The 17,933-nt window shown below is 64.5% G+C and carries 18 protein-coding genes; 12 read left to right on the plus strand and 6 right to left on the minus strand.

Annotation, left to right across the window (positions count from 1 at the left end; genetic code table 11):
• Nucleotides 1-77: 77 nt before the first annotated feature.
• From Q0X62_RS00660 to thiD, 4 genes are all read left to right on the plus strand, one after another.
• The gene (locus tag Q0X62_RS00660) at nt 78-968 is read left to right on the plus strand and encodes a LysR family transcriptional regulator (protein WP_297730522.1); all 891 of its coding nucleotides are present in this window, start codon (nt 78-80) and stop codon (nt 966-968) included.
• Between the two features lie 139 nt (nt 969-1,107).
• The gene (locus Q0X62_RS00665) at nt 1,108-1,965 is read left to right on the plus strand and encodes a hypothetical protein (RefSeq protein ID WP_297730523.1); all 858 of its coding nucleotides are present in this window, start codon (nt 1,108-1,110) and stop codon (nt 1,963-1,965) included.
• A gap of 68 nt (nt 1,966-2,033) precedes the next feature.
• Nucleotides 2,034-2,915: a tetratricopeptide repeat protein gene (locus Q0X62_RS00670; RefSeq protein WP_297730525.1), complete on the plus strand. Its 882-nt coding sequence runs from the start codon at nt 2,034-2,036 to the stop codon at nt 2,913-2,915.
• Between the two features lie 33 nt (nt 2,916-2,948).
• Nucleotides 2,949-3,758, plus strand: a complete 810-nt coding sequence (gene thiD / locus Q0X62_RS00675; RefSeq protein WP_297730526.1) for a bifunctional hydroxymethylpyrimidine kinase/phosphomethylpyrimidine kinase — start codon at nt 2,949-2,951, stop codon at nt 3,756-3,758.
• On the opposite strand, the gene Q0X62_RS00680 is transcribed toward thiD, so the two are convergent.
• Nucleotides 3,755-4,657 carry a DMT family transporter gene (locus Q0X62_RS00680; protein ID WP_297730528.1) on the minus strand — a complete coding sequence of 301 codons (903 nt, stop codon included), beginning with the start codon at nt 4,655-4,657 and terminating at the stop codon, nt 3,755-3,757. The two genes, thiD and Q0X62_RS00680, sit on opposite strands and share 4 nt — an antisense overlap.
• On the minus strand, nt 4,654-5,802 hold the full coding sequence (locus tag Q0X62_RS00685; RefSeq protein WP_297730530.1) for an aminotransferase class V-fold PLP-dependent enzyme: 1,149 nt from the start codon (nt 5,800-5,802) through the stop codon (nt 4,654-4,656). The genes Q0X62_RS00680 and Q0X62_RS00685 overlap by 4 nt, the downstream gene beginning before the upstream one ends.
• A gap of 89 nt (nt 5,803-5,891) precedes the next feature.
• Between Q0X62_RS00685 and Q0X62_RS00690 the strand changes: the two genes are divergently transcribed.
• Nucleotides 5,892-7,085 carry a phosphoserine transaminase gene (locus Q0X62_RS00690; protein ID WP_297730532.1) on the plus strand — a complete coding sequence of 398 codons (1,194 nt, stop codon included), beginning with the start codon at nt 5,892-5,894 and terminating at the stop codon, nt 7,083-7,085.
• A 65-nt stretch (nt 7,086-7,150) separates the two neighbouring features.
• Entirely contained in the window at nt 7,151-7,720 is a 570-nt protein-coding gene (locus Q0X62_RS00695; protein ID WP_297730534.1) for an acyloxyacyl hydrolase, read from the plus strand.
• A gap of 853 nt (nt 7,721-8,573) precedes the next feature.
• On the opposite strand, the gene cobT is transcribed toward Q0X62_RS00695, so the two are convergent.
• Nucleotides 8,574-10,472 carry a cobaltochelatase subunit CobT gene (gene cobT / locus Q0X62_RS00700; protein WP_297730536.1) on the minus strand — a complete coding sequence of 633 codons (1,899 nt, stop codon included), beginning with the start codon at nt 10,470-10,472 and terminating at the stop codon, nt 8,574-8,576.
• A gap of 179 nt (nt 10,473-10,651) precedes the next feature.
• Here cobT and Q0X62_RS00705 point away from each other — a divergent pair, with 179 nt between their 5' ends.
• The 3 genes from Q0X62_RS00705 (at nt 10,652) to Q0X62_RS00715 (ending at nt 12,948) form a co-directional block, all read left to right on the plus strand.
• The gene (locus tag Q0X62_RS00705) at nt 10,652-10,930 is read left to right on the plus strand and encodes a hypothetical protein (protein ID WP_297730538.1); all 279 of its coding nucleotides are present in this window, start codon (nt 10,652-10,654) and stop codon (nt 10,928-10,930) included.
• A gap of 157 nt (nt 10,931-11,087) precedes the next feature.
• Nucleotides 11,088-11,936: a flagellin gene (locus Q0X62_RS00710; RefSeq protein ID WP_297730540.1), complete on the plus strand. Its 849-nt coding sequence runs from the start codon at nt 11,088-11,090 to the stop codon at nt 11,934-11,936.
• Nucleotides 11,937-12,003: 67 nt separating this feature from the next.
• Nucleotides 12,004-12,948, plus strand: a complete 945-nt coding sequence (locus Q0X62_RS00715; protein ID WP_297730542.1) for an FAD-dependent oxidoreductase — start codon at nt 12,004-12,006, stop codon at nt 12,946-12,948.
• Here the strand turns inward: Q0X62_RS00715 and Q0X62_RS00720 are convergent.
• Nucleotides 12,936-13,232: a metal-sensitive transcriptional regulator gene (locus Q0X62_RS00720; protein WP_297730544.1), complete on the minus strand. Its 297-nt coding sequence runs from the start codon at nt 13,230-13,232 to the stop codon at nt 12,936-12,938. The two genes, Q0X62_RS00715 and Q0X62_RS00720, sit on opposite strands and share 13 nt — an antisense overlap.
• Before the next feature lie 48 nt (nt 13,233-13,280).
• Here Q0X62_RS00720 and Q0X62_RS00725 point away from each other — a divergent pair, with 48 nt between their 5' ends.
• From Q0X62_RS00725 to Q0X62_RS00735, 3 genes are read left to right on the plus strand one after another with little or no spacing between them, the layout of a single operon-like run.
• Nucleotides 13,281-14,633, plus strand: coding sequence for a TolC family protein (locus Q0X62_RS00725; RefSeq protein WP_297730546.1), 1,353 nt, complete (start codon nt 13,281-13,283; stop codon nt 14,631-14,633).
• Nucleotides 14,633-16,012, plus strand: a complete 1,380-nt coding sequence (locus tag Q0X62_RS00730) for a copper oxidase (protein WP_297730548.1) — start codon at nt 14,633-14,635, stop codon at nt 16,010-16,012. The genes Q0X62_RS00725 and Q0X62_RS00730 overlap by 1 nt, the downstream gene beginning before the upstream one ends.
• Nucleotides 16,009-16,344 (plus strand): copper-binding protein, encoded by a 336-nt coding sequence (locus Q0X62_RS00735; RefSeq protein ID WP_297730550.1) that lies wholly within the window; start codon nt 16,009-16,011, stop codon nt 16,342-16,344. Before Q0X62_RS00730 ends, Q0X62_RS00735 begins: the two co-directional genes overlap by 4 nt.
• Here Q0X62_RS00735 and cobS read toward each other — a convergent pair.
• Both cobS and Q0X62_RS00745 read right to left on the minus strand, forming a co-directional pair.
• Complete coding sequence (gene cobS, locus Q0X62_RS00740; protein WP_297730552.1) at nt 16,341-17,327, minus strand: cobaltochelatase subunit CobS; 987 nt, start codon at nt 17,325-17,327, stop codon at nt 16,341-16,343. The two genes, Q0X62_RS00735 and cobS, sit on opposite strands and share 4 nt — an antisense overlap.
• 119 nt (nt 17,328-17,446) lie before the next feature.
• Nucleotides 17,447-17,866, minus strand: a complete 420-nt coding sequence (locus Q0X62_RS00745; protein WP_297730554.1) for a hypothetical protein — start codon at nt 17,864-17,866, stop codon at nt 17,447-17,449.
• Between the last annotated feature and the right edge of the window lie 67 nt (nt 17,867-17,933).

Here is a 17,933-nt window from a genome sequence, read left to right on the forward strand (position 1 = left end):
TGAAATGCCCATAGGAATGGTGCGCGCTTTAAGATAAATAAGCTGCAACGAGCGCGTCTCTTTCTGCTGGGGAATAAATGGACCGGATTGATGCCCTTCGCCTTTTCTGCTCGGTCGCCGAGCTGGAGAGCTTCACCAAGGCGGCCGAGCGCGAGGCCATGACGCCGGGCGCGGCGTCCAAGCAGATCACCGCGCTCGAACAACGCCTGCAGGCCCGTCTGTTCGAGCGGACGACGCGGTCCGTTCGGTTGACGGATGCGGGGGAGGCCTTGCTCGATCGCGTCCGGCCCTGGCTGGATGAGTATGACGGTCTCGAGCAGGGCGTTGCGGATGCGCGATCGGCACCGGCCGGTGTGCTGCGCGTCGCGGCACCGGTCGATTTCGGCGCCCGTCGGCTTTTGCCAATCGTCACGGAATTCATGAATGACTGGCCGGGCGTGGAGGTGCGTCTCTCCTTCGCGGACCGCATGGTCGACCTGGTCAATGAGGGATTCGATGTTGGCGTGCGGATCGGTAACCTGCCCGACAGTGCCCTGATTGCGAAACGCCTGGCGGCGGCCTGCATGACGGTCGTGGCGTCGCCGGACTATCTCGCTCGCGCGGGCAGGCCTGAACACCCTTCGGATCTGGCGAAACATGAAGTGGTGATTGACCGCAACAAACCGGCGCCGCACATGCTCAAATTCCTCCGTGGCGAGGAGGAGGTGGATGTCCGCGTCAATGGTCGGCTGACTCTCAATGGTGCCGTCGCTGCCGTCAGCGCCGCAGCTGCCGGTGTCGGCATAGCCTGTTCTCCGCGCTGGGCAGCCGAAGAGGCGCTCGCCGATGGGCGCGTCGTTGAAGTTCTGACGGATTGGGAGGCGGAACAGCGCTTCCTGTGGGCGGTCTTTCCCTCCAATCGGTATCTTGCCCATCGCGTACGTCTTTTTGTCGATTTCCTGGCCGAGCATTTCCCCGAACGGATCTGATCCGCTCACGTCAGGCCCGGTCGTCCCGAATTCTCGCACTCAGCTTGTGTTCATGTGTTAGGCTGAAAAAGGGCAAGCGTGGACGAGGGGGTCGGGTTGCGCGGCCGGGGCCCGGACAAATCAGGGGGCATTGGACCAGATGCTTTTGCGTGTTCTTTTTCTTGCATTGATCGGTACCAGCCTGGCGGCGTGTGCCTCGACCACGACTCATACGGGCGGCGCGGCGGGCGGCGGGCTGGCCAGTTCGGCCTTCAATTACGCGCCGTCGGGGCGGGCGCCAGTCACCGGCGCGGGCTATGACCTGCGCGGTGGCGACTGGACCGGTCAGCTAGGCTATGTCGATGATGAAGGCGACGCGCGGGCCCTGTTGCAGATGAGTTATGCAGACGGGCGGCAAGTGCGGGCTTATCTTGATATTGCCATGCCCTATCTTGATGGCGGTTTGCGCCAGTTCAACGGTGAGGACAGCGAAGGTCGCCTCATCCATCTCGAACTCCAGGCCGGGCCGTGCCGGACCCAGAGCGGCGATACGCTGATCTATTTTGCCGACATGTCGATCGGACGGCGTACGGCCAGCGGTTGCGGGCGCGAAGTCGGCGGGGAGCACGATCGTTGGTCGAATTACCTGATCGATTATCTGCCGGTGATTGATCTCTGCCTGGCGGAGTTTCGGGACCGGGCCCAGCATGTCTCGATCGCCTACACGATGAGTGGTGGCGAAACCGGCGTACGCATTGTCGATCTCGACACGCGCACCTGGGAATGCGCGACCCGCGAGCAGGGCACGGCGATCAATTCCGTGCGCCCACTCGATGCCGCTGACGCCATGTTTGGCGAGGGCGACCCGATCTTCGTGCGTGGCGAGCTGCCGACATTCGGCGAGGGGTGTTATGTCTATGAGGCGGTGCGCGAGGCGGATCAAACGCTGATCGGGGCGTTCGGGTTCGATGCCTGCGATGCCGGTCCGGTCGCCGCCCTGGACCCCGAGGTGGGCTGAATGCGGGCTTTACCCGGCGCGTGTGGGCTTAACCGGGTCTTTACGCGAAGCAGAGCAAGGCCATCGGCATGCGTGCCATTCTTCTTCCCTTTCTGACCAGCCTTGTTCTGACCGCGCCCGTCGCGGCCGAGATCGTCGATCTGCGTGCCCGCCTTGATGACGGGCATGGTCGAATATGGATCGCCTTCGACGAACAACCCTCCGGCCTGACGACGGAAGTGACGGAAACCGGGCTCAATCTGACCGTGACCGGCGTCGAGGTGGGCGGCCGGGCCATATCGCCAGCCTCCGACACGCTGGTGGCGGCGGTGTCCGTTGACCCGATCGAGCAGGGCGGCGTCATTCATCTCTATGCCAGCCGGGCCTGGACCGGTGCCCGGGCCGAGCTGCGCCAGGGCGGCATCCTGGTCAGCATGGAAATCGACCAGGCCGCGCCGATTGATGTGGTCGTGGCGGAGCGTGACGCGGTCATGCCGGCCGGCTCCACCCTCGGCGAAACAGCCCTGAATGAGACGACCGATCCAATGGGCACAGACTCCGGAGCGCCCACGGCTTCGGCACCAAGCGAGCCGACTACACAGACGCCGACCCCCTTGTTCGAAGAGCGGGATGCGTCGGCGCGTGGCAATTCGGCCGTCGCGCCGCCCGGTGCTTGCGTCGCCGAGGCAGAGGCGGTCGAGCAAAGCCCGTGGGATGATAACTTGCTGCACGCCCAGGCGGCCTGCCTCAGCGCGGAGGGCCATCTCGCCTCTGCCGCTTCGATCTATGAGCGAATGCTGGCCTTCGAGCCGGAAAATTTCCGCGCGACGGTGGCGTTGGCCGAGATCCGGGTGGAGCAGGGCGACAACCAGGCCGCACGCGACCTCTATGACCAGGCGGCCTCGCATGCGATATCCGATGCCGAAGCGGCGCGGGCGCGGGCCCGGCTGCGGGCCTTGCGCGAGCAATAGGCGGACGAAGTCAGCCAAGCGGACGGATCACTCATGGATATCAGCGAACCGAAGGGCCGCGTGCTCGTCATTGCCGGCTCGGACAGTGGCGGCGGCGCCGGCATCCAGGCGGACATCAAGGCGATCACCGCGATGGGCGGGTATGCCGCGACTGCGATCACCGCGATCACCGTGCAGAATACGCTCGGTGTCTCGGCCATTCACCCGATCCCGCTCGACATTCTCAAGGGCCAGATCGACGCCGTCCTGAATGATATCGGGGCGGATGTTATCAAGACCGGCATGCTGGGCACGGCGGATGTGGTCACCCTCGTTGCCGAGCGTCTGGAAGCCTGCGACCCGCCCATTCCGCTGGTGCTTGATCCGGTGATGGTTGCGACCTCGGGCGATGCCCTGGTCGATGAGGGAACCGAGGCGGCTATCCGGGACCGGCTTTTGCGCCTCGCCTATCTGGTCACGCCGAATATTCCGGAAGCGGAAAAGCTCACCGGCCTGGTGATTGAGGATATTGCCGGTCAGCTCGAGGCGGCCAATCGGCTCGTCGGGATGGGGGCGCGTGCCGCGCTGGTGAAGGGCGGCCATCTGAAAGGCCATGTCGTGACCGATGTCCTGGTCTCGTCACGCGGGATGGAGCTGATGGAACGACCGCGCCTGCCCGGACGCAACACCCATGGCACGGGCTGCACGCTCGCATCGGCAATCGCCGGTTTGTTGGCCGATGGCGCTGCCCTGCCGGACGCGGTGCGGCGGGCCGGTGACTATCTGCATGAGGCCATCGCCCGCGCGCCCGGCTTCGGTGCCGGCCACGGCCCGGTCAATCACGCCTGGGTCATGCGGCCCTAGTCGATCCGCTGACCGCTGCGGGCCAACCAGACACCAGCGAGAATGACGACCAGCGCAAGCAGTACCGTCCAGCCGATCGTCTCGCCGATCAGCAAGCCGGTGAGGAGGGCGGCAATCGGGGTCAGGTAGTTGGCGATGGCGAGGAAGTTCGGGCCGGCGGTCCGCGCAACCTGCATCAGGATGACCGAGGCGAAGGCGGTCGGCCCGATCGCCAGCCAGGCGGCGGCGGCCCAGGCGCTTCCGGCCACATTCTCCACCTGCATCAGATCCCAGATCCCCAGCGGCAAGGTGAAGATGGTGGCCATGATCAGCATGCCGGCGGCGGAGACGGAGGGCGGGGTTTCTGGCAGCAGGCGGGCCTGGATAGCATTGATCGCATAGCAGATCGCGGCCCCGATAATGGCCAGCTGGGCGAGCGTGTCCGCGCCACCCAGTCCGGCTAGCGCCGAGGGCCCGAGCAGGAGGGTGACACCCGCGAAGCCCACGATCAGTCCCAGCACGGCGCGCATGGTCATGCGTTCACCGGGCACGAAGACATGAGCCAGTGCGATCGTCGCCAAGGGCATGGTCGAGACCAGAATACCGGCCAGCGCGCTGTCAATGAATTGCTGCGACCAGCTGACCAGGAAGAAGGGCAGGGCATTGCCGAAAAAGCCCAGCCCGCCCATCCACAGCCAGCGCCTGTCTGACAGGGGCGGCAGGCGACGTCCGCGGGCATAGGCCCAGATGGTCAGTACAAGGGCGGCAAGGCTCAGGCGAACAAAGATCAGGGCGCCGGGCGGCAGAGTCTGGACGCCATGCTTGATGAAGGCGAAGGCCGAGCCCCACAGGACTGTCAGTAAAAGCAGGGCCGCCCAGTCTTTCAGGCCAACCTGGTGGGGCGTATGGGGTGTGGTCAAAGCAGATCTTCCAGGCTCGTGGCGAAAGACTGGAAGTCTGCCTCATCATTATAGACATGGGGTGTGATGCGGATCCGGTCGCCGCGCTGGGAGACATAAATATTGCGTGAGGCGAGTCGGGCGACCAGATCGGCCGGTGCGCCCGACGGCAGGGACAGGCTGAGATAATGGGCGGCCCGGTCCGGTGTCGTCTCGGTCAGACCCAGCGGCTGCAGACGCTCGGCCAGTCTGCTGTTATTCGCGCCCAGGGTCGCGGCGAGATCGTCAGCGCCCCAATCCAGCATGGCGTCCAGCGCCGCGATCGCCGCCGGGACGAGCTGGAAATTCGAGCGCTCGCCCATGTCGAAGCGGCGTGCCCCGGGCGCGTGGTCGTCGGCATAATCGACCAGGCGGGCGAAATCCTCGGCCTTGTCGCGGACGATCCAGTTCTGCTCCAGCGGTTCGCCGGCCTGATGGTGGGGCGCGACATAGAGAAAGCCCATCGCATACGGGCCGAGCAGCCATTTATAGGCCGCCGCGACCGCGAAATCCGGCTGGATCGCGACGAGGTCGAAGGGCATGACGCCCAGCGATTGGGTGAGGTCCAGAACCAGGGCCGCGCCCTGACGGCGCGCGGCATCGCTGATCGCCGCCAGGTCGAGCGCACCGCCATCAGCCCAATGCACGTGCGGGCAGGCGACGATCGACGTTGCTGGCGATATGGCCGCCAGCATGGCCTCGGTCCAGCTCTGATTGTCCGAGCGGGACACGGTCCGCAGGCGGGCGCCATGTTCGGCGGCGAGCTCGCGCCAGACATAGACATTGGACGGAAACTGCTCATCGAGAACGAGAATTTCGCTCTTCGCATCGGGCGCCAGATTGCGCGCGGCGCTGGCCAGCCCGTAGGAGGCGGCCGGGACCAGGGCGATATCGTCCGGGCTGGCGCCGAACAGGCGGGCCGCCTGCCGGCGAAGCTGTTCCGGCGCGTCGAAGAAATCGGCTTGCACGGAGTAGCGCCAGGGTTGGCCCTTGCGGGCATAGCTCGCCTGTCCGGCCGCCACCGCGGCGCTCGGCATCGGGCCCATATAGGCGGCGTTGAGATAGCAGGTCTCGCGCGGCAGCTCGAACCGGTCGCGCTGCGGCGGGATCAGGGAGGTGGAACTCATGGCGAAAGCTCTTGCCCCGCGCCGGTCAGGGCGTCAACGTGCGCTGCAACATAACCTGTCCCGCCGCCCGCGATTCCCCGGAGACCGACTTGGCTGATACCGATACGCCCACCGCGACCCGCAGCAATAATCCCAAGCCTGTCCTGCGTCCCGCCGACCCGCGCTTTTCCTGCGGGCCGGTGAAGAAATATCCGGGCTGGTCCTGGGATGCGCTGGCCGACGCGCCATTGTCGCGCACTCACCGCGCCGGGGCGCCGGTCGCCCGGATCAAGGAAGCCATCGAACGCACCCATGCCCTGCTCGAATTGCCCGAGGGCTATCATGTCGCCCTCATGCCGGGCTCGGATACCGGCGCCATGGAAGCGGCGATGTGGTCGCTCCTGGGCCAGCGCGGCACCGATGTTTTCTCCTGGGATGTATTCGGCAATCGCTGGACCTATGACGCCCGCGACGAGCTCAAGCTGCAAGACCTTCGCGTCTTCCAGACCGAGCCAGGCGTGCTGCCGGATATTGATCAGTATGATGGCAAGCGCGATGCGATCTTCACGCTGAACGGTACGGCCGCCGGGGTCTGGATTCCGGGCTTTGACTGGATTGATGCCGATCGTGAGGGGCTGACCTTGTGTGATGCGACCTCCGCCGCCTTCGCGGTCGAGATCGACTGGTCGAAGATCGATGTGCTGACCTTCTCCTGGCAGAAATGCATGGGCGGCGAAGCCCAGCACGGCATGCTGGTGATGAGCCCGCGCGCCATTGAGCGCCTCAACACCTGGCGTCCGGACTGGCCGATCCCGGGCCTGTTGCAGCTGCACGCCAAGGGCAAGGCCAATATGGGCATCTATGAGGGCTCGACCCTCAACACGCCGTCATTGATGGCGGTTGAGGACTATCTCGCCGCCCTGAAATGGGCCTCGCGCATTGGCGGCCTTCCGGAGCTCATCCGGCGTCGCGAAGAGAATTTCGCGGCCCTGGACGCCTGGGTCAACCAGGCCGACTGGATCGATTATCTGTGCGAGAATCCGGACCACCGCTCGCCGGTTTCGGTGACCTTGAAATATACCGACCCGGCCGTGATTGCGGCGGGTGAGGACGCCCAATGGGATCTGACGAAGAAAATCTCATCGCTTCTGGAGCGCGAGAATGCCGCGCTCGACATCAATATGCATCGCGCCTCGGTGCCGGGTATCCGCATCTGGTGCGGGCCGACGGTCGAGCGTGATGATTTGGCCGCACTCGGTCCCTGGCTCGACTGGGCCTATCGCGAAGCGCTGGACGCGGGTTGAGACACGCTTTATCCCGTGAGCTACCGACAACAGACCGGTCGCGCGTGCGACCTCGAGGGGACATCATGAAACATATCCTGACGAGCACCGCCGCTTTTGCCCTGCTCACCGGAGCCGGTCTTGCCGATGATCGTGGCATGGAATTCCGCCTCGGTGTGACCGCGCATGATCTGGCCGATCATGTCGAAGATGGCCCGAACATCACCGTCGATCTGCTCTTTGCCTCACCGGATTTTCTCGACGCGATCTGGTCGCCGCGCCCCTATCTCTACGGCTCCTTCAACACGAATGGCCTGACCAATTTCGGTGGCACGGGTTTGGCCTGGGATTTCGAGGTCGCCGAGAATCTCAATTTCGAATTCCGCTCCGGCCTGTCCTATAATGACGGTGTCGAGGATATTGATCCCAACTCGCCCCCGGGCGACCCGACGCGCATTCGCCTGGCGACCACGCGCGCGCTGATGGGCAATGAAATCCTCTTCCACAACGCCATCGGCCTCGATTACGACCTCGATGACCGCTGGTCTGTGGGCGTTTATTACGAGCACATTTCGCACGGCCAGATCCTCGCCTCCGGCCGCAACCAGGCGCTCGACAATGCCGGCATCCGCCTGGGCTATCGCTTCGGGAATTAGGGTGCGGGCCGGGGGAAAACCCCGCAGTATCACAGCGATTTTGTCATCCCTGATGGACGCCCCGCGCAGGCGGGGCGAAAGGCAGGGACCTATATGATTGCAACGAGTTAGGTCCCCGTCCTGCGTCCGGACTTCGCCGGACATTTAGCCGGGATGACAAGCTCGAAAACCGGGCATTTATCCCCGCGATTACCACACACACCCGTCATCCTGACGAAAGTCAGGACCCAGTCTCGCAGGGCCGATTTCGCCAATCCCGGCAACAACTTGCATCGCAAGCTGGGTCCCGGCCTGCGCCGGGATGACGGTGTTTGGGGCATAAAACTTATCCGCACCCCATCCGGCCCGCCCCATAATCCTCCAGTTCCCGCGTCACCTGAGGCCCGGATTGGTTATCCGGGGGCGTGGGGAGGACGGAGCTCGTCCGGTTTGGTGGAGTTGACCACCACCCGACCCGGCGTGGCCATCGATGGGACGGCAGCACAAAGCTCGACTGCTTTCTCCCATCGGTTTCGAGACGGGGCCGGTAACGGCCCTGAGTAAATCTCCGTGTGCGAGGTGCCCCCGGCGCCACCTACACAAATTCCATAGCAAGGCACCGGCAAGGCACCTCGCACCCCTCTACGGCCCACACCGCCAGGCGAAATCGTCATGGCGCGGGCAAACCTGTCGATCACTTCAAACACAGGAAAGGAGCCCCACTGGCGCGCCTTCCCGCCCGTCGCTGGCAATTCCTGTCTGACGCACTTGCGTCGCCAGGCGGGCGGGACGGCCGCTGAACGGGGGACAGGTATAATTAACGCGTCGCCGTGGCGCAGGTCGGTGCGAGCCGCGCGTTAATTATACCTGTCCCCTAAACACGCCCCGCGATTGAGGAGAAGTCCGTCCGGCTCATGCCCTGCTTACCGCTGGAAAAGCCGGTGCCCTTGCCGCCGTCTTCCTCGAACAGGGCGGCGAGCTGGTCGGTCATGGCGCCGCCGAGTTGCTCGACGTCATTGATCGTCACCGCGCGGCGATACCAGCGGGTGACGTCATGGCCGATGCCGATGGCGAGCAGTTCGACTTCCGAACGGGTTTCGATCATGGCGATGGTTTCGCGCAGATGGCGTTCCAGATAGCCGGCGGAATTGGCCGATTGGGTGCCGTCATCGACCGGGGCGCCGTCCGAGATCACCATCATGATGCGGCGCTGTTCCGGGCGGGCGGCCATGCGTTTCCAGGCCCACATCAGGGCCTCGCCATCGATATTTTCCTTCAACAGGCCCTCGCGCATCATCAGGCCGAGATTGACCCGGGCGCGGCGCCAGGGTGTGTCGGCCGCCTTGTAGATGATGTGGCGCAGATCATTGAGCCGGCCCGGATGCGGCGGCTTGCCTTCGGCCAGCCATTTTTCCTTCGAGCGCCCGCCCTTCCAGGCCTTGGTGGTGAAGCCGAGAATCTCGGTCTTCACGCCGCAGCGTTCCAGCGTGCGGGCGAGGATGTCGGCACAGGCCGCTGCGACCATGATCGGCCGACCGCGCATGGAGCCGGAATTGTCCAGCACCAGGGTGACGATGGTGTCGCGGAATTCGGTATCGCTCTCCTGCTTGTAGGAGAGCGGCAGGGTCGGGTCGGCGATGACACGGGCGAGGCGGGAGCCGTCCAGCACGCCTTCCTCGAGGTCGAAATTCCAGGCCCGTTCCTGCTGCGCCATCAGGCGGCGCTGCAGCCGGTTGGCCAGGCGGCCGACGACCTGGTCGAGGCCTTTCAGCGTATTGTCGAGATATTTGCGCAAGCGTTCCAGTTCGTCCGGCTCGCACAGATCGGAAGCCTGGATGATTTCGTCGAACTCGCGCGTGAAGACCTTGTAGAACTTGGCATCGGGATCATTGGCCGGCTGCCAGTTCGGACGCATGGCCGTTTGTGCGGCGCCCTCATCATCCATCGCATCGACACGGGTCTCGGCATCATCCGTGTCGGCATTGATCTCGTCTTCATCGCCGGCGGTGCCGGCCGCATCAGGCGTGTCGGGCTGGTCACCCTGCTGGTCGTCGCCTTCGGCATCATCGCCGGTGCGTTCCTCGCGATCGACGCCTTCATCCTCGTCTTCGGGATTTTCCGATTGATCGGGATCGCCGCCGAGTTCGTCGGAGAGATCGAGATCCTGGATGACCGTGCGCAACAGATCGGCGAAGGCGGTCTGGTCGTCGGCGTTTTCGGCCAGGGCATCCAGCGACAGGCCGGCCACGCTTTCCATCTGGTCGCGCCAGAGATTCATCAGGCCATCCGCTTCGCGCGGGGAGGGCTGACCGGTGATGCGTTCGCGGACCAGAAGGGCGAGGGCCTCCTCCATCGGGGCAGACTGCCGGTCCTCGACCCGCTGCCAGCCCTTCTGCTTGCAGCGCATGGCCAGGGCCGCTTCGAGATTGCCCGCCATACCGCGCATGTCCCGGGCGCCCAGACCCTCGACGCGGGCCTGTTCGGCCGCATGGAAGATAGCGCGTGCGGTCGCGCCCGGCGGCAGGACACGGACATGGGCGGCCTCGTCATGATGGGCCAGGCGCAGGGCCAGGGCATCGGCCCGGCCGCGCACGGCAGCTGCCGCCTCCGGCGAGGGTTCACTGCCGGGATTGGGCAGGACCATGCGCCCGCCCGACAGGCCGGCAATCTCGCCACCAAAGCGCACGTCGAGCTCCCGGTCGCCGGCAATGGCGCGGGTGGTGATGGACAGGGCACGCTTGAACGCGTCCGGATCGGCAGGCGGTTGGCTCATGGCTGCAAGGGTAATTCATTCAGGCGGAATTGCGAGTGCGGACAACCGCAAAAACCACAGCTGGCACAGGCGCGGAGACCAAGTTTTTGCCGACTTCCCGTGCTTTCCCGTCCGATCTGCGTTATCCTCCTCCTTCATGTCGGCCAGTTGCCGGCATGCAGATGAGAGGGGTTAGGCTGATGTCGAAATCGGACTATCAAGACGCGCTTCTCGATCCGGCGGATGTTTTTGCAACGCCGGAGGCTGTTCTGGAAAGCGCTGAACTGAGCCGCAACCAGAAGATCGAACTCCTGCGACGCTGGCAATACGCCGCGCATGAAGAAGCCGTGGCGGTCGAGGAGGGCATGTCGGGTGAAACGCCGACCCTGCTACGCCGGGTGGCCCTGGCGCTTGAGTCGCTGGGCGATGATGGTGGCGACCGGACGGGTACCGCCAACAAGCAAAACGGCGTGTCCTGACAGGCGCCGCCCTGTACCGTGCTGCCGGAGCATGCGCAGGTTAAAGCGGGATCGCGGCGTCAACCTCTCGCTAACCCAATCGTGGAAAACTCGAACCCGGACCCGTACAGGCAAAAATGCCTGCCGGGCCGTAACGATGGTGGCGAGTGTCGGCAGGATGACCTTTTCGGTCCATTCCATGGCCTCCGTGAACTCCGCGCTGCAGCATATGAGCATGCTGCAAAGCCAGACTGCCGCAGTGCAGGACCGGATCGCGACGGGGCTCAAGGTTGGCAGTGCCAGTGATAATGGCACGGTCTGGGCGATGGCCCAGGTCATGCGCTCGGACAATGAGTCCCGGGCCAGCGCCCTCACATCCATTGATCTGGGAACCGGCGTTGTCGAGACGGCCCTGGCGGCCTCCGAAGGCATTTCCGATCTTATGGTGGAGATGCATTCCAAACTTGTCGCCGCAACCGATACGACGCTGGACGAACAGAGCTGGCGCAGCCTGATGACGGACTATATCGAGCTGGGCAATCAGGCGGTCCGGTTGGCCGAGAATGCCAGCTTCAATGACCTCAACCTGCTGGAAAGTGGCGGTGAAGACCTGTCCGTCCTTATCGGCGCCAGACCGGATCAGACCCTGACAATCGCGGCCGAAGACCTCACCGATGGCGGCGGTATCTTTGACGCCGGCCTCGCCGCGACCCTGCCGCAGAGCGATAACAGCACCGTCGTCACCCAGCCGACCTCGGCCGATGTAACCGCGTTTGAAAGCTCCATGACGGACGTCAATTCCGCGATCTCGCGCCTGGGTGTCGGGCTGCGCTCGCTGGAAATCCAGAAGACGCTGTTGGTCAAGCAGAGCGATGCGACGAGCGCGGGCATCGGTAATCTGGTCGACGCGGATCTCGGCCGCGAGAGCGCCAGGCTGCAGGCGCTCCAGGTGCGCGAGCAATTGGGCCTTCAGGCGTTGCAGATCGCCAATCAGGCGCCGCGCGTCATTCTCAATTTCTTCCAGTAAGCTTGCCCGGCTTGTCGCTGTTGGATGGCCGCTCTATCTGAGCGGTCGAACAGGCGGAGCGGGTAGCGTGACTTCAACCATTGTGATCGGAGCCGGCATGGCCGGCCTGGCCTGTGCCCGTCACCTCGCCGATGCGGGGCAGGATGTCATCGTGCTCGACAAGGGGCGGGGGCTGGGCGGCCGCCTCGCGACCCGACGCAGCGAGTATGGGGCTTTTGATCATGGCGCCCAGTATATCACCGCCCGAAACCCTGGCTTTGCCGCCTGGCTCGATCAAGCCGAGCTCGCGAGCTCGGCCGCGCCCTGGCAGCAATTGGGCGTGGACCGGACCTGGTGGGTCGGAACCCCGGGCATGAGCCGGATTGTCGCCCCGCTGGCTGAGGGGCTCGACGTCCGAAAGGCCTGCCGCGTCGAGGCGGTTCGGAGCAACGCGCCGGGCTGGACGGTTGCGTGTGAGGGCGATGAGATTGTCCAGGCGGATCACCTCGCCATCGCGATCCCGGCGCCCCAGGCCGCGACGCTTCTCGCCGGCGTGACGCCGCTCGCCGATGGCCTTGATGTCGTGCGCTATGCGCCTTGCTGGACCCTGATGGTCGCGCTCGCCGAACCGCTGGAGACCGCCCCGCGCGTCTATCGCGCCTCGGACGGGCCTTGTGCCTGGATCGCCTGCGACTCCTCCAAGCCGGGCCGTGCGGCAGACGGGGAGAATTGGGTGATTCAGGCCGGGCCGGGCTGGAGCGAAATCCATCTCGAGGACTCCTCCGATACCGTCAGCCGATTGCTTCACGACGCCTTTGAGTCCTGGGCTGGCGCCTTGCCCGATATTCGGTCCAGCCAGGTCCACCGCTGGCGCTATGCCCGTGTCCTCAAAGCCCTCGACGCGCCCTGTCTGTGGGATGGTGAGGCCGGTATCGGCCTGGCCGGCGACTGGTGTCTTGGTCCGCGGGTCGAAGCGGCGTATCTGTCCGGGCGCGCCCTGGCCGGGCGCATGCTGGCGACTCAGAGCCGGTAATGCTTGGCCAGCAATCCGATCAGTTCGTCCATCTTGACCTTCTGGGCCTCGGCATCGCCGCTTTCGATGGCGTGGGCGACGCAATGGCCGGCATGATCGCGCAGGATTTCGCCTTCGACTGCGGCCAGGGCTGACTTCACCGCTGACAATTGTGTGAGCACGTCAATGCAATAGCGATCCTCTTCCAGCATGCGGCCTATGCCGCGCACTTGACCCTCAATGCGCTTGAGGCGGGACAGTGATTTTTCCCGAGCCGGGGTGAGGGGCGTGTGGAGATCGGACATGCGCTTGTATACCCCCGGGGGGTATGCTAGCGCAAGCCTATGACACGAATGCGTTTGAACGTCTTGCCGGTGCTGGCCGGCCTTCTCATCGTCTCGGCCTGCACAACGGTCGATCCGGCCGCAGAGCGAGCCGGAGTGATGGCGAGCCTGACCGAGCGGACCGGCCCGGTCGCCGATCCGGTCCTGCCGCGCGAGGGTGAAACTGTCAGCGAGGCCATGGCGGTCTCTCTGGCCCTCGCCAATAATCATCGTTTGCTGGCACGTCTGAACGAAGCGGGTCTGGCCCGGGCCGACCAGGTGATGGCGTCGCGTCCGGTCAATCCGATCGTCGAGGTCGTGACCTTGCCGGGCGATGGTCATGGGCGCATCTGGGACGTTGATCTGCGCGCCTCCCTGCTTGGCATTGCCGCTACGCCCTGGCGGGCGGCGGTCGCTCAGGATCGCTATGAGGTCCGGCAGGCGGAGACCGTATTGGCGACGCTGGACTTCGTGGCCGCAACGCGGCTTGCCTGGGTCGAGGCAGTCGCGGCCCGCCAGCGTCTGGACTTGCAACAGCGCATCCGTGACGCGGCGGCGGCAAGCCTGGTCGTGGCCGAGGAAATGCGTGCGGCCGGCAATGCACCGGTGCTTGAACTTGAACGTGAGCGGATTTTCGCCCAGCAGGCCGAGCTGGATTATCTGGATGCGGAACACGCCGCTCTGCAAGCCCGGCTCGCCCTTGCACGCCAGCTGGGTGTTCCGGTGTCGGCAGACCAGCTGCCCACGCGGCTGGAAGCGGGTGAGGGGCCTTTGGCGCCGCTTGATGCGCAAACGGCGCTGAGCGCCAGCCTGCCGCTGGCCGCCGCGCGCTCCAATGTCGAGGCTGCCGCTGGCGAGGCCGGTCTGGAAAACTGGGCCAGCCTGCTCGAGCATGTTGAACTGGGCGGGGTGTTCGAGCGCGAGGACGGCGACTGGTCGCGAGGCTGGATGCTGGAATTTGCCCTGCCGGTCTTCGATACCGGATCGGCCCGTCGCACGGCGGCGCAGCTGCGGGCGGAACAGGCGATCCATCGCCATGCCGCCTTGGCCTATGAAATCCGCAATGCCCTGGAATCCGCCCAGGCCGTGGCGACGCTGGCTCAGCGGCGTGTCACGCATATTGAAAATGACGCCCTGCCGACCAGTGAGCGTCTGATGGATGCGACGATGCGCCAGTATAATGCGATGCAGGTCAGCGTCTTTGATCTGATGGCGACCGTGCAGATGCGCAGCCGGACCGGTCAGGCCTATGTTGACGCGCTGGCGGACTGGCACCGGGCCCGGATCGCGCTCGACCAGATCCGCTCTGGCGGGTCTCCGGCGATGGTGGCGGTCAGTGAGGCCTCGGATACAGCTCCGAGCCGGGGCGAGGGAGACCATTGATGGGAATTTCCAGACGGGATGCCTTGCTCGCCGGGTCTGCCGGCCTTGCCGCGACCGGACTGGCCACCGGTTCGGCCTCGGCTCAGCCGGTTGCGCCGCGCGCCCACAGCGCCTCAGTTGCGCATGACCGGACCTATTCGCCGGGGCGGCCCGGCCGCGACTACACGCCGGTGGTCACACCGGACGGTGTGACCTTGCCTTACCGGATTGTCGACGGGGTGAAGGTCTTCCACCTCATATCCGAAGAGGTCGAGCACAGTTTCGCGCCGGGCCTCAATGCGAAGACCTGGGGCTATAATGGCCGCACGCACGGGCCGACAATCGAGGCCGTCGAGGGTGACCGGGTGCGGGTCTATGTCACCAATCGTCTGCCGGCACCGACGACCGTGCACTGGCATGGCGTCATCCTGCCCTCCGGCATGGACGGGGTGGGCGGTCTCAACCAGCGTGCCATCCATCCCGGCGAGACCTTCGTCTATGAGTGGACCTTCCGCCAGCACGGCACCTTCATGTACCACTCGCATCATGACGAGATGACCCAGATGGCGCTGGGCATGATGGGGATGATCGTGGTTCATCCGCGCCAGCCGGTCGGTCCGCGCCCGGATCGTGATTATGCGATCATGCTGTCGGAATGGGTGCTGCATCCCGGTGCCGAGCGGCCCGATCCCAACGCGATGGGTGATTTCAACATCCTGACCATGAATGCGCGCTGTTATCCCGGCACTTCGCCGCTCATCGCCGAGCGCGGCGAACGGGTGCGGATCCGTTTCGGAAATCTGTCGGCGATGGATCATCATCCGATCCATCTGCACGGCTATGCCTTCACCATCACGGAAACCGATGGCGGCGTGATCCCGGTCTCGGCGCGTCATCCCGACACCACCGTGCTGGTGCCGACGGGGTCGACGCGGACAGTCGACTTCGTTGCCGACAATCCGGGCGATTGGGCCATGCATTGCCACATGACCCATCACGTCATGAACCAGATGGGCCATGGCATTCCCAATCTCACCGGCGTCAATGCCCGCCGTATCGACCGCGCCGTCGGCGCCCTCCTGCCGACCTATATGACGATGGGCCAGGACGGGATGGGCGAGATGGGCCAGCACATCGAGATGGGCCATATGCCGGTGCCGGAAAACTCTCTGCCCATGGTCGGGGCTCCCGGCCCGCGCGATTACATCACCATGGGCGGCATGTTCACCATCCTGAAAGTCCGCGACCGTCTCACCGGCGATGGCGATCCGGGCTGGTATGACAATCCCGAGGGCGAGGCCCGCTTGGCTCGTGCTGACGAACTCAGCCGCGACGGCATCAACACGACGGCTTCGGAGGCTCCGGCCTCCGCCAACCCGCATCAAGGACATCACCCATGATCACGCTTCTCGCCACCAGCCTCCTGCTTGCCACCGCCTCCGCTGATCATCATGGCCATCATGGCGGTCACGCCATGGCCGATGCCGAAGCGATGGCGCAGTCAATCGTCTCCGCTGATGTTCGCACGGTCGACACAGAGGCCCGCACCACGCTCCTGCGACATGAAGCCATGCCGGAACTGGGCATGGGCGCCATGGTCATGCCCTTCGCGATCGATGAGGGCGTGGAAATCGAGCTGTTCCAGCCGGGCGCCGCACTGATCGTCACCGTGACCCGCCGCGATGGCGAGTTGGTGGTGATCGCGGCTGAAGTCGATGAGAGCGTGGGCTAAGCCGCGCTGACACTCTTCACCGGGGCTTCCGGCAAATCCTCGGCGAAGACGCGCTGATACATCTCGGCAATGACCGGGCGTTCCAGCTCGTCGCACTTGTTCAGGAAAGTGAGGCGGAAGGCCATGCCGAGATCGCCGAAGATTTCCTGGTTTTCCGCCCAGGTCAGAACGGTACGCGGGCTCATCACGGTGGAGATATCGCCATTGATGAACGCTTCGCGGGTGAGGTCGGCGACCTTGACCATGTCGGCGACCTGTTTGCGGCCGTCTTCGGTGGCGGCCAGCTTTTTCATCTTGGCCAGCACGATGGCGTTTTCGGTTTCGCGCGGCAGATAGTTCAGCGTGGCGACGATAGACCAGCGGTCCATCTGGCCCTGGTTGATCTGCTGGGTGCCGTGATAGAGGCCGGTCGTGTCGCCCAGGCCGATCGTGTTTGTGGTCGCGAACAGGCGGAAGGAGGGGTGCGGCCGGATCACCTTGGTCTGATCCAAAAGGGTCAGCGAGCCGGAGGCTTCCAGCACGCGCTGAATCACGAACATCACGTCCGGTCGGCCGGCATCGTATTCATCAAACAGGAGGGCGACCGGGCGCTGAAGGGCCCAGGGCAGGATGCCTTCCTGGAATTCCGTGATCTGCTTGCCATCCTTCAAGACGATGGCGTCCTTGCCGACCATGTCGATCCGGCTGACATGGCTGTCCAGATTGACCCGGACCATCGGCCAGTTGAGGCGCGCCGCGACCTGTTCGATATGGGTCGACTTGCCAGTGCCGTGATAGCCTTGGACCATGACGCGGCGATTGAAGGCAAAGCCCGACAGGATGGCGCGTGTGGTCGCCGGGTCGAAAACATAGTCCGGGTCCAGGATGGGCGTGTGTTCGTCCGGCGTCGAGAACATCGCCACCTCGAAGCCCGGATCAAAGCCGAACAGCTCCTTGCAATCGGCTTTGGCGTCGGGCAGGGCAAGGGGGAAATTATCGCTCATCGAACCGGTCTTTATGGCTGGACGCACACGTCATTTGCTGCGGTGCGTGATCATCGGACACATGGGAGGTATCGCACGTCCGCACCGCCTTCAAGTCAAGGCCGGTTGCTGCAAGCAATTCAGATCAGTCGGCGACCGCGGGTAACAAAGTGGGCGAGGGTTATCGCCAGCATTTCCAGCATGATGATGATCATGCCGAACTGGCCGGCATAATACTGTCCGTCGGTGATTTTCAGCCACACCGCGATATGAACCAGCGAACCCGCTGCCAGGGCGTAGACGGCAGCCCGCCGCGACAGGGCCAGCAGGGCCACACCGGCCAGCCAGGCGAGGCTCATCACGGCAAACCCGATGATCTCGATCGGTTCGGACCGGGCAATCGCGGTTCCGACATCGACCTCGCCCAGAACCGGACGCCAGAGACCGCTGAAAGTGCCAATGATCATCGCGGACCAGAGACCCATATAAAGCAGGGGAAGGGTGACCAGCACGAACGCGATAATACGAACCGGGCCGAAACCCTTGTCCTCATTGCTCATGACGTCGCCCCGATACGTTGCCCACGTACAGCTTCTACGCAGTTGGCAAATAAAGGGTTAGGAGGAC

The sequence above is a fragment of the uncultured Maricaulis sp. genome, from assembly GCF_947259345.1.
Lineage (GTDB): Bacteria > Pseudomonadota > Alphaproteobacteria > Caulobacterales > Maricaulaceae > Maricaulis.

Coding starts and splice junctions, on each gene's coding strand:
- thiD (WP_297730526.1), top strand. CDS start 2,949: ATGGATATCAGCGAACCGAAGGGCCGCGTGCTCGTCATTGCCGGCTCG.
- Q0X62_RS00660 (WP_297730522.1), top strand. CDS start 78: ATGGACCGGATTGATGCCCTTCGCCTTTTCTGCTCGGTCGCCGAGCTG.
- Q0X62_RS00705 (WP_297730538.1), top strand. CDS start 10,652: ATGTCGAAATCGGACTATCAAGACGCGCTTCTCGATCCGGCGGATGTT.
- Q0X62_RS00745 (WP_297730554.1), bottom strand. CDS start 17,866: ATGAGCAATGAGGACAAGGGTTTCGGCCCGGTTCGTATTATCGCGTTC.
- Q0X62_RS00720 (WP_297730544.1), bottom strand. CDS start 13,232: ATGTCCGATCTCCACACGCCCCTCACCCCGGCTCGGGAAAAATCACTG.
- Q0X62_RS00710 (WP_297730540.1), top strand. CDS start 11,088: ATGACCTTTTCGGTCCATTCCATGGCCTCCGTGAACTCCGCGCTGCAG.
- Q0X62_RS00670 (WP_297730525.1), top strand. CDS start 2,034: ATGCGTGCCATTCTTCTTCCCTTTCTGACCAGCCTTGTTCTGACCGCG.
- Q0X62_RS00685 (WP_297730530.1), bottom strand. CDS start 5,802: ATGAGTTCCACCTCCCTGATCCCGCCGCAGCGCGACCGGTTCGAGCTG.
- Q0X62_RS00730 (WP_297730548.1), top strand. CDS start 14,633: ATGGGAATTTCCAGACGGGATGCCTTGCTCGCCGGGTCTGCCGGCCTT.
- Q0X62_RS00695 (WP_297730534.1), top strand. CDS start 7,151: ATGAAACATATCCTGACGAGCACCGCCGCTTTTGCCCTGCTCACCGGA.
- Q0X62_RS00725 (WP_297730546.1), top strand. CDS start 13,281: ATGCGTTTGAACGTCTTGCCGGTGCTGGCCGGCCTTCTCATCGTCTCG.
- cobT (WP_297730536.1), bottom strand. CDS start 10,472: ATGAGCCAACCGCCTGCCGATCCGGACGCGTTCAAGCGTGCCCTGTCC.
- Q0X62_RS00665 (WP_297730523.1), top strand. CDS start 1,108: ATGCTTTTGCGTGTTCTTTTTCTTGCATTGATCGGTACCAGCCTGGCG.
- Q0X62_RS00735 (WP_297730550.1), top strand. CDS start 16,009: ATGATCACGCTTCTCGCCACCAGCCTCCTGCTTGCCACCGCCTCCGCT.
- cobS (WP_297730552.1), bottom strand. CDS start 17,327: ATGAGCGATAATTTCCCCCTTGCCCTGCCCGACGCCAAAGCCGATTGC.